This window comes from Shewanella corallii, assembly GCF_023349125.1.
GTDB lineage: Bacteria > Pseudomonadota > Gammaproteobacteria > Enterobacterales > Shewanellaceae > Shewanella > Shewanella corallii.
Genome location: NZ_JAKIKT010000015.1, coordinates 59197 through 69159 on the forward strand (window position 1 = coordinate 59197; position 9963 = coordinate 69159).

At 47.5% G+C, this 9963-nt stretch carries 9 protein-coding genes; 5 read left to right on the forward strand and 4 right to left on the reverse strand.

Translation table 11 applies throughout. The features are described from left to right. Positions 1–30: 30 nt before the first annotated feature. A complete protein-coding gene (locus L2725_RS22265; protein WP_249250994.1) occupies positions 31–1035 on the reverse strand; it encodes a DUF2955 domain-containing protein in 1005 nt (334 codons plus the stop codon). Further along, positions 1025–2140, reverse strand: a complete 1116-nt coding sequence (locus L2725_RS22270) for an HlyD family secretion protein (RefSeq protein ID WP_249250995.1) — start codon at positions 2138–2140, stop codon at positions 1025–1027. The genes L2725_RS22265 and L2725_RS22270 overlap by 11 nt, the downstream gene beginning before the upstream one ends. 479 nt (positions 2141–2619) lie before the next feature. Here L2725_RS22270 and L2725_RS22275 point away from each other — a divergent pair, with 479 nt between their 5' ends. Further along, positions 2620–3654 carry a metallophosphoesterase gene (locus L2725_RS22275; protein ID WP_249250997.1) on the forward strand — a complete coding sequence of 345 codons (1035 nt, stop codon included), beginning with the start codon at positions 2620–2622 and terminating at the stop codon, positions 3652–3654. A 297-nt stretch (positions 3655–3951) separates the two neighbouring features. Here the strand turns inward: L2725_RS22275 and L2725_RS22280 are convergent, their stop codons facing one another. Then, a complete protein-coding gene (locus L2725_RS22280) occupies positions 3952–4197 on the reverse strand; it encodes a hypothetical protein (protein ID WP_249250999.1) in 246 nt (81 codons plus the stop codon). Between the two features lie 148 nt (positions 4198–4345). On the opposite strand from L2725_RS22280, the gene L2725_RS22285 reads away from it, so the two are divergent. Next, on the forward strand, positions 4346–4741 hold the full coding sequence (locus tag L2725_RS22285) for a DUF2283 domain-containing protein (RefSeq protein ID WP_249251001.1): 396 nt from the start codon (positions 4346–4348) through the stop codon (positions 4739–4741). A 42-nt stretch (positions 4742–4783) separates the two neighbouring features. Here the strand turns inward: L2725_RS22285 and dcm are convergent, their stop codons facing one another. After that, positions 4784–6445, reverse strand: a complete 1662-nt coding sequence (gene dcm, locus L2725_RS22290) for a DNA (cytosine-5-)-methyltransferase (protein ID WP_249251002.1) — start codon at positions 6443–6445, stop codon at positions 4784–4786. Between the two features lie 213 nt (positions 6446–6658). Here dcm and L2725_RS22295 point away from each other — a divergent pair, with 213 nt between their 5' ends. The 3 genes from L2725_RS22295 (at position 6659) to L2725_RS22305 (ending at position 9212) form a co-directional block, all read left to right on the forward strand. After that, positions 6659–7888, forward strand: coding sequence for a type II restriction endonuclease (locus tag L2725_RS22295; RefSeq protein ID WP_249251003.1), 1230 nt, complete (start codon positions 6659–6661; stop codon positions 7886–7888). Between the two features lie 9 nt (positions 7889–7897). Further along, positions 7898–8419 (forward strand): very short patch repair endonuclease, encoded by a 522-nt coding sequence (locus tag L2725_RS22300; RefSeq protein WP_283164415.1) that lies wholly within the window; start codon positions 7898–7900, stop codon positions 8417–8419. Between the two features lie 235 nt (positions 8420–8654). Next, positions 8655–9212 (forward strand): CBS domain-containing protein, encoded by a 558-nt coding sequence (locus L2725_RS22305; RefSeq protein ID WP_249251005.1) that lies wholly within the window; start codon positions 8655–8657, stop codon positions 9210–9212. The last annotated feature ends 751 nt before the right edge of the window (positions 9213–9963 follow it).

Here is a 9963-nt window from a genome sequence, read left to right on the forward strand (position 1 = left end):
AGCGCCTCTTTTTAATAATCCAAATCCTGACTAAGAACTGACTTTCTGCGACTTTGCCGGTTGCAGCAGCACCAACACCATCATTCCCAGTATCACCGCAGCGAGAATCGAGCCAAAGCGAACCGCATCTTCGCTCACACCACTGAAGCCTGTGGCCGTCAGGCCGTAGAAAATCAGCACCACATAGCTGGAGTACATCAGCTGAATGCCGTTGTAACTGGCTTTGCGGTCAACCGCCCGGCACCCCATCAACAATGAACACACAACCGTTGCTCCCAGGCTGGCAATACTGTTGGTCTGCAGTACGTTGAAAATCAGCGGTGGCACGGCGTAAAGCAAGCTGGCATAGGTCGCCAACAGGCGGCGCAATCCATAGGTATGACCCGCTATTGGGTTGGGGTCCTTAAGGATAAGCGCCACCACCACAGTGATAATAGTGCTTTGGGCCAGATTCAGGTTAATAGTCACCACCAGGGTGAGCATAATAAACAGGGTTTTAAGTACCAGCAGCAGGGTCGGGATCTCCCTGTGCTCCGCTTCGGCAGTCGGAGGAAAAGTCGATAATGGTTCGCCTCCGGGAAACAGAAAATAGGCCAGGTACGCGGTGAAGCCGGCAATCAACAAATTCTTCAGCAGTGCTCCGGGAATACTGCTGACATCAATTCCTTTCTGCTTGAAGAACACAGCGATCATCGAGGTCGAAACAATCAGCAAAATCGCCAGCAGATCCTGTGGGTTCTCGTGGGTACGCTGCATACACCAGTAGAAAGCCCCAAACAGTGCAAAGTAATAGACCACAGGTTGGTCGAAAAGCACGACACTCAGGATGCCCTGAAACCAGGAGGTGGCATACAGCACTGCCCCCATTAATATCACCATAATTAATGGTGGCGGCTCATGGGTAGTGGTCAGAAACACTGCGCACATGGCTGGAGCCAGCAGGGGTAAATCTGTACCGAATATATGTTGCCAAAACAGCAGGAGTACCGGAAATACCGCTACCCTGATAATGGCATTGGCGGGTCTACGAGACATAAGTCAGGTAACTCCATATCCAGGTCCACACATCCAGCAGACGTTCACCTATGTACGACTCACCGGGGAAGAAGCTCACAGTCACCCGGCCGCTGTAGCGCAGGCTGACTCCTTCAGGTAGAGAGTCCAGTTTAATATTGACCGGAAAACGCTGGGCATCAGGGCTGACAGTAGGTGAGTCCAACAGGCCGTTGGCGCTGTTCACCTGCAGGCTGCCGTTCCCGCTGCTGCCCCAGCCTATGGTCGTGACTGCGCCGGTGAAGATCTGTCCCGGATAGGCATCGAACACCAGCTTAACGGGGATCCCCTGTTTCAGGTGGGCCAGTGAATTCTCTGTCACCATGGCAGTCACCCACAGGTGACTGTTGTTGACGTAAGTCATCAGGGGCTGGCCTGCACCGGCATAGTTACCGGCCGCCAGATTCATATTGGTTACAACCCCGGCGGCGGGCGCCGTGATATTGGTGTAGGACAAATTCAGCAGGGCTTGTTCAAGCTTATTCAATGCCGACTGAATTTGGGGATTGTTTTCGGTTTGTGGCCCCAGAGCTTGCTTGGCTTTTTCCAGTGCGGCAGTGGCCTGACTCAGGTTGGCCTGAGCTGTCTCCAGCGATGCTGAGCTGTCATCCAGATCCGCTTTACTGATAAGCCCGGTCCGGGCCAGCTCTTTATTGCGCTCGTAATGCTGTCTGGCATTATCCACTTTTACTCTGGCAGCGACCTCTGTGGCTTTGGCGGCATTGATGGCGGCCGAGTCAGCGTTGAATGATTGGGTAGTCTGCTGCAGGGCCAGTCTGGCGGCTTTCACATTCAGCTCAAAAGGGTGCTTGTCTATCTGCACCAGTGACTGTCCCTGAGTCACCTGAGAGTTGTCCGTCACCAGTACCTGCGCAACAGGACCAGATACCTGAGGAGTAATTCGCACTATCTGACCATTAACCCGCCCCTCATCAGTCATAGGGGTCATCCGGTCGGCCCACAGGCTGTATAGCCAGAGGCAGAACACCGCCAGAAAGATGTAATAAGTGAACTTTCTGGCCTGACTGCTTCCCTCGTTTTTATCCTCTTTGGGGGCGTCGGCTTTTGTTTCGGTGGCATCTGTCATCGGGGTTCTCCGTCTGCTACGGGTGTATCAAAAATACTGACTTTTATATAGATAATTTGTTTCTTGGTTCTGACCTCCACCATCAGGGTGACCACCAGAGCAAACAGTCCAACCAAATAACACTGTGGCATTGTCAATTGTCATGCGCAGCAGATTTGGAATATCTGGTTTGAAAGGGAAGGAAACTTTCATTTGCTTACAAAACGGCTTGGTCGTGTTCAGATCCAGAATAATGCCGTGAATAACCTGGGTAAGCCTTCTCAAACAGTGTCTCAAATATTAAAAGCCTGCTGCCCATTTTTAAGGTTAAATATGGTTAACGGGAAACAATCAGTTGTAACAAGAGAAATACTGGTTGAAAGCACTTGTATATACACCTTGTCGGCCAGGGAAATTGCACTAGCTAATTGAGCTTCAGCCCCTTGGCGGGCAAATACAAAAACAGGGAGAGCACTATGTGGGTCCGGACTGTCTTGTCTATGACATCATTATTGGGTGTCGCTATCAGTTCTGCGGTGGCCAATCCAGCAATTGAACCCGGAGATCAAGCCAGAACCAGTGACTTCAGCTTTGCGCTGGTGGCTGACTCTCCTTACGGTGATGACAATATTCCCGCCTTCCAACGTGTGATTGAAGATATCAATGGCGATACCCGGGTAAAGCTGGTGATGCATGCTGGCGATATCAAATCCGGCTCCACTAAATGCAGTGACGAGCGGATACGGGCCAGGTTTGAGCAGATCCAAACCATCAAACCTCCCGTGATTTATACCCCGGGCGATAATGAGTGGACCGATTGCCACAGGCCCAAAGCAGGCCGTTTTAATCCGGTGGAGCGTCTGGCCTTTTTGCGTAAGGTGTTTTTCCCTGTACCTGGTCAGACGTTGGGCGTCAGCCCCATGGCGGTCACAACGCAGGCCAAATCCCCGGGCTTTAAACCCTTTGTGGAAAACGTCATGTTTGAACAGGCGGGTGTGGTGTTCTCAACCCAGCATCTGGTGGGCAGTAATAACAACCTCAAACCCTGGTCAGGTATAGATGCCAAAGACTCGGCCAAAAAGCCCAGAGCTGAGCGTCTGGCTGAATATCAGCAGCGCAATGCCGCTTCCCTCGACTGGCTCGACAAAACCTTTGCCAGGGCTAAAAGCAGTAATGCCCGAGGTGTGGTTATTATGATCCACGCCAACCCCAATATCGAAGATGATTTCACCTCCAAAAAACGAGCAGGCTTTAACGACTACCTGAACAAGCTGTTTGCTCTGACTGGTGACTTTAATAAGCCGGTGCTCCTGCTCCATGGCGATAAGCATGTGTTCTTCATTGATAAACCCAAACTGGTGCCCTGGTATAAGGATGGTGATGCGCTTACCGCTTTCAATACCCAGCATTTCTTACCCAACCTCACCCGGGTGCAGGGGTTTGGCGACACACCTCAGCATTGGGTGAAGATCACCATTAATGGGGAAGGGGAGGAGTTGTTTACTGTGGTGCCGCAGATAGTTGAGGGAAATTGATTTCCTGTCCTCCCTCGGACTGAAGTTGGGCTCCGCCTCAAACCCGTTTCAGAAGCTTGGCTTGCAGCCAGCACTTCTGTGATTAGGGCCGCTTTGCAAGCGGCGGAAGTCGTGGGTCTCCGACCCACACCCGGGCAAGGGGTGTTGCTTGTCCAGCACCCCTTGCATCCCCAAGGACACCCCGACTGGCGCTGAAAGCCCTGTATGACTCAAGAAGAAAATAACTACCGCTCCAGACGATCATCCCTGATTCGACTGAAGCTGACTCGGCGTCCATGCCTCGTCCACGTGATTTCCTCAATCGTCATCCAGCAGCGCCACATGGGGATTGGAGTGTTCCTTAAACCCCCGAGTTTCCGCAGTTTCTCTAGCTTTGCTAAGTGCATATTCAAGGCTCCACTCAATACCTGAATCCCAAATGCAGTCGTCATGACATACATGCCACATTAATCCGCCTCGGTAGCTGTCAGGGTTGGGTTCGATATAGATAGTCCAGCCGTTTGTCAGCGTTTCTTCATATTCGTTTGAGTCTTGTGTGTGCATAGCGGGACCTCTTTGGGTGAGTACTGAGGTCAGTATTGGTGAGAGTTGAGGAATGGTCTACGGACTATGAGTCACTTTTGTATATTGTCGGCCCGATTGGATGGGAATATGATAGAAAATTAGATGTATAGCTTAGGTGGTTTTTTCTATGGCAGTAAAATCTATCAAGTTTGAGGCGTCGTGTGTAAAAACACTATCCGCTGTTGAGGCTGAACCAACTAGGTCAAATCAACATGAATTTAATGGTGTTTCTCAACTTAAGAGCATCTTTGGTGAAGTGCGCCGTGAAGACATGAAAGCTTCGTTTTCTGAGCGGGGTTCCGATGAGATGCATCAATCTTTTTTGACTTGGTATGACGCCAGAGAAAAACATCCTACTCGTTCGGAGTTCAGGCTGTATTTTAAATCGAACGCTGTGATGGATGTTGCCAAGGAGGGGGACAACATTGTGATTGGTTTTGATAAAAACGGAAATATCCATTGTGAGTTGATCCCTCAAGGCTCTAACTCTCACAGAAGAACCAATGGTTGGGAACCTGGTTAAGTGAATGACAATCGCCCCACCTTTCGGCAGGGCAATACTTTTTTACATCACTGTTTTTAATAGTTTCGCGACAGAGCGGAATACCGGAACTACGACAGAGTTACCGAACTGCTTGTATGCGCTGGCATCGGCACAAACTATGCGGAAATCTTTGTCATGTTCGTTGCGGTCAAACTCTGGTTTTTCAAATCCCATTAGTCGGGCACACTCCTGAGGAGTCAAGCGACGTGGTGTTTTGTACAGAGCGTCGAACTCTTTGGCGTACCTTCCCACTGCTTCGTCATACTTTTGCTCACTGACCTTTACTATCTCTTTGTACTCAGTTTCAGATGCATCAGGTTTTTCAGCTTTAAACTGATCAGCCTGACGTTTGGCATATGTCTCTCTTGCCTGATTCTTGGCAATAGCAAATTGCTTCTTGTCATTCAGATAATCTTGCTCAAGATCTGATTGATTAATCAGGATCTCGGAACCATCTTTGTAATACCTGGCAGATAGAGTACGGGTAGTTGCGCTATCGTCTTTTGGGTTAACCAAGCCAAAGCCAAAACCGTTACCTTTAGTCTGGTGCTTAAGAGCGTAGTGATACAGATAGTTCCAAAGGTTTGGTGTTAATGTGTACTTCTGTTTTTCAGCGTCACTCAGATCGCAAAGAATATCGGAAACGGTGTAGCGGGAATTCGGTTTCTCTATTTGGTTGAGTGATAACTCTTTTAAGGCAGAGTCCGCTTCAACCAAGTCATTTCTGATACCGACCAACACAATACGTTCTCTATGCTGCGGAATAAAATGGATGCCGTCGATGATTGCTGGCTCATTTTTACGCTTGCGAACATTAACTATGGCGTCTTCAATATCAGTGCCCGCGTCGGTGATATCGAGCACCCAGTAGCCAAGGCGATCCAGGGTTCGGATGATGGTTGCGAACGTATTCCCTTTATCGTGACTCTTAAGATTTTTAACGTTCTCAAGCACAAAGTATTTTGGCTGTCTGGCTTCAATGATTTTTTCGACGTCAAAAAACAGTGTGCCCTGAGTATCGCATTCAAACCCATGAGCTCTGCCCAAAGAGTTCTTTTTTGATACACCCGCAATTGAAAACGGTTGGCAAGGAAAGCCAGCCAGCAACACGTCATGCTCTGGGATGTGTTTGCGTATATGCTCAGCTTTCTCCTCGTCACTTATTCCTTCAACAGCACTGAGGGTAACTTTGGTGATATCCATAAATGAGTTGTTCTGATCAGGATTTTCCTGCTCAGAATCGAGGAAGTAAGGAAGCTCACTTTCATCCACATAATGGTTGGCAAGGTAAGTCCTGCGGGCTTTAGGCTCCCACTCACATGTAAATACGCATTTCCCACCAACTTCTTCAAAGCCTTTGCGCAGGCCACCAATACCGGCGAACAGGTCTATGAACTTAAAATCTGGGTTGTCCCAATGTTCGGGTTTGGCAGGAAGCAGTTTTTCTTGGATCAGATTTCTAGCCCGTTCGTCCAAGGCGATACTGATGGAATCAGGATCTTTGCTTAGCTTGTTAAGACTTTCTCTACTGGTTTGAAAACCTATTGTATTCAGTTTGATGGCGAGATTCTTTTGATCATAAATTTCAATCAGTAGTTTCAGCAGCCGCTTGGTTGCTAGTTCGTCTTCTTTATTCAGCTGTTCGTGAAGCAGGTCGCCAAGGGTAATGATTTCTCTGGTCATATCTGATGAGTGTCTGGGAAAACTGTGTCGCACTCTATCACACAAATGTCCCTTTTTCAGCTTTGCGTCATTCATTTTATAAGTAGGGCCATACAAGTGTAAGAAATTTATAAGTAATGCACTCTTGCTTGTGATGACGGCATTGCTTTGGGAGCTTACACTAGCCATACAAAATCAAGTTGTATTCGCTTTTTTTGAGTAGGTAATCTTCATATGTTTGAACAACTCTCTGATGTTTTTGTCGCCGCTGGGATAAAGTATCTTTCCAAAGTTGATGCCAACCCTAAAGAGTCAAATCAGCATGAAATAGGAGGGTTGCCAAGAGCTGGCATTGGGAAACATATCGGTATGCCAAAGGACGGGAGTAAAACCTACTTACAAGCAACTTTGGTTTTTCTTGATGAGGACACTACGGAAGTTGTCGAAGATACCGTGTCTTGGTATGACACTCGCTTTTTACAGGAAGACAGAGGTCCTGAGTGGCGCTTGTATTACAAAGAAAGCGCAGTTACTGAAAGGATACGGGAGGGCGATTTTTTACTCTTGGGTTTGACGTATGACAAAAAGCTCTTGATGGTGTTTTGTCCTCCTGATAGTCACTATGAGGATCAAATTCGAGCTATTTTTGCTGCAACTGGAGTAAAGGTAAAAGGTAAAAGTCTAAATCGATTGTCTTTAGACGCACTGAAAATTGCTATGCCTATAAGGCTTATGCTAGCTCAATATGGTATTTCCCTTGATTCCCAACAGAAATTCTATCTTGATAAAATCTTGGAAAGATTTGGCCCAAGATTTCCTGATACTAAAAGCTTTTCTTGCTTTGCGAGAGAATTCAAAAAAGATATATGTCCGGTAGAATATCCTGATTCATCTCTGATTGAGTGGATGGATATTGAAGAGGTGCTCTTTCGGCAACTGGAAAGGTATCTTGTTGGCGAGAAATTAAAAACTGGCTTTGGTGAGAGCGGGTGCGATGTAGATGACTTTATAAGCTTTTCTTTAAGTGTTCAAAATCGCAGGAAATCTAGAAGTGGGCAAGCTTTTGAAAATCATATAGAGCATATTTTGAAGTTTAACAACGTGTTGTTTAGGAGAGGTGCAAAAACAGAAGGTAAGCAGAAACCTGATTTTCTATTTCCGGGGCCAGAGGAATATAAGTGCAAAGAATTTCCGAGTGAAAGGCTGAGGATTTTAGGTGCAAAAACAACCTGTAAAGACCGTTGGCGTCAAGTGTTGGCTGAGGGGGAACGAGTTTCAAGGAAGCATCTAATTACCATGGAGCCGTCGATTAGCAAAGAACAAACTGATGAGATGGCAAGACACCATTTACAGCTAGTTGTCCCCCTACCTATTCATGAGTCCTATTCAGATGAGCAAAGACAATGGCTCCAATCTTTTAAGCAGTTTATCGATGAGGTCCAGGGAATTTCTAACAACAAGTAGGCTGCTTGTTTGATACGCTTAATTAGGAAAAGTAAAATTAGCAATCTACGTAAGAGTCAGCCCGACCGGTCTTTTAACATGTCCCGCATACGGGGTGAGGATACCCGCCCCGAGATGTGGCTGAGGAAGAGGCTCCATGCTTTGGGGTTTCGCTATCGGCTGCATGACAAACGCCTACCGGGGAAGCCGGATCTGGTTTTCCCTAGGCATCATGCTGTGGTTTTTATCAATGGTTGTTTCTGGCATATGCACCAGTGCCGCTATTTTCAGTTTCCAGCGTCATCGCAGACCAAAGGCCGAGGGCCTGATTGGTGGCGGGAGAAATTGATCGGTAATCGCCAGCGGGATCTTGAGAACCATGAAAAGCTCCGCGAGCTTGGTTGGCGAGTATTGGTGTTGTGGGAGTGTGCACTGCCTATTAAAGGCAGAGGTAAACTCCCCGAAGACAACGTGGTCACTACTGTGTCTGACTGGCTCCAATCTGAATCCCACTACCTTGAAGTGCCGGCTCCCGATTCTCTCCTTATATAAGTACAGACTTTCTTATTTACTTCGACATGTTCCGTGTCCTGCCTGCACCTAATTCACCGCTTACTTAACCACGCTTGTTAACTTTCTTGGTGATTACCTTTGGCTTTCAAAATGATCACCAATTCAACAGGTCATTAAACCAGTTTCATCTTTATTGACTGAGGGGGAGGTGAGGCATAGATAAGGAGTTGCTAAGGAAGAATTGGTTCGAGCATTACCAAGAGGTAGAAAAACAATGAGAAACCTTGAGCTATACAGCACTGCATCTATTGATCATCTGATTTGGTCCACCTATGAGGACGTGACCAAGTTGGATTCGCCCGCCATATCCATCTTTACTGACTTCGATCACTCACAGCCTTTGGTTATCGATCTCGATACCAGCGCGCCCAGGGCGCTGGAGATATTCGAGCGAACCCATACCTTTATGCGTTTGGTGGTGGATAAGCGTAATAAGTTTATGGGGGTGATTACCCTGAGGGAGTTTCATCAGAACATGGTGAAGCTGGCAACCAAGGAGCGAGTGAGTCCTGAGGATGTGTCGGTAAAAGACTTGATGATCCCAAGGGATCAAGTTCTGTCGTTGGACTTTGAACAGCTATCTTCGGCAACGGTAGGAGATGTGGTTAGGGCACTGCAGGAAAACGGTTTGCATCATATCCTGGTGATCGACCATGAGTTGCACCATATCCGTGGCATGATCTCGGCTAATGACCTGGCTCGCAAACTGGGTGTGCCTATCAATATTAAAGAGCCGCCTTCCTTTATGCAGATCTTCAACCATCTGGGGTAGTGGGCATATGAGTCAGCCACAGCTGCCTGTGTCTGGCTCTTCTTTTATATGCGTAGTTATATAAGTAGTAGATAGCTATATTAAGTGGCGCTTTCATCTCAATCGGACATCGCGTTCCGCGGATTTCCGTTCTCTCTTCCTTATATAGGTAGAAACATCTGAGCTGGTGTGGCGTCTGATCCCGCTCAAAATCGTTAGATTTGGCTCAAACCCCCATGAATAGGCGATTTAATCGACATTGCTTGTGAGTCGGTGATCTTCCCGATCAGGCCTCGAAATTTACTGATTGTGGATAATTTAGTGGATAACAGGTGGGCATGGTGTGCCCTTCTTGTGCTCAAGTAAGGGGGGCGTAAGTATTTGCTAAAAAGTGCATTTTTCTGCGAAAAAGCGCTTGCGCAAACGAATTTGCTCCCTATAATGCGCCCTCACTGACACGGCACACAGCGACAAACGGCGCGGTTTGCAGGTCAGGTCGGCAAGGGCCGAAGAGATGAAAAAGCAGTGTTGAAAACGACCTCTGGTCAGAAAATAACCGCTTGAAAATCTTCTTCAAAAAAGCGCTTGACGAAAGAGGTTTGAAGCGTAAAATACGCAGCCTCTTCAGAACGAAACGCGTTCTGAATCGCTCTTTAACAATTAGACAGACAAGCAAATCTGTGTGGACATTCACAGTAGTTGATGAGGTCGACAAAGACTTATTCTCCTTCACTGGAGACATCAATGAACGAAGTTCGCGCAGCATGCAAAG

Bases quoted from the DNA above. Each gene is read 5' to 3' on its own strand.
- L2725_RS22285 (WP_249251001.1), top strand. From the start codon at position 4,346: ATGGCAGTAAAATCTATCAAGTTTGAGGCGTCGTGTGTAAAAACACTA.
- L2725_RS22265 (WP_249250994.1), bottom strand. From the start codon at position 1,035: ATGTCTCGTAGACCCGCCAATGCCATTATCAGGGTAGCGGTATTTCCG.
- L2725_RS22295 (WP_249251003.1), top strand. From the start codon at position 6,659: ATGTTTGAACAACTCTCTGATGTTTTTGTCGCCGCTGGGATAAAGTAT.
- L2725_RS22275 (WP_249250997.1), top strand. From the start codon at position 2,620: ATGACATCATTATTGGGTGTCGCTATCAGTTCTGCGGTGGCCAATCCA.
- dcm (WP_249251002.1), bottom strand. From the start codon at position 6,445: ATGACCAGAGAAATCATTACCCTTGGCGACCTGCTTCACGAACAGCTG.
- L2725_RS22270 (WP_249250995.1), bottom strand. From the start codon at position 2,140: ATGACAGATGCCACCGAAACAAAAGCCGACGCCCCCAAAGAGGATAAA.
- L2725_RS22305 (WP_249251005.1), top strand. From the start codon at position 8,655: ATGAGAAACCTTGAGCTATACAGCACTGCATCTATTGATCATCTGATT.
- L2725_RS22280 (WP_249250999.1), bottom strand. From the start codon at position 4,197: ATGCACACACAAGACTCAAACGAATATGAAGAAACGCTGACAAACGGC.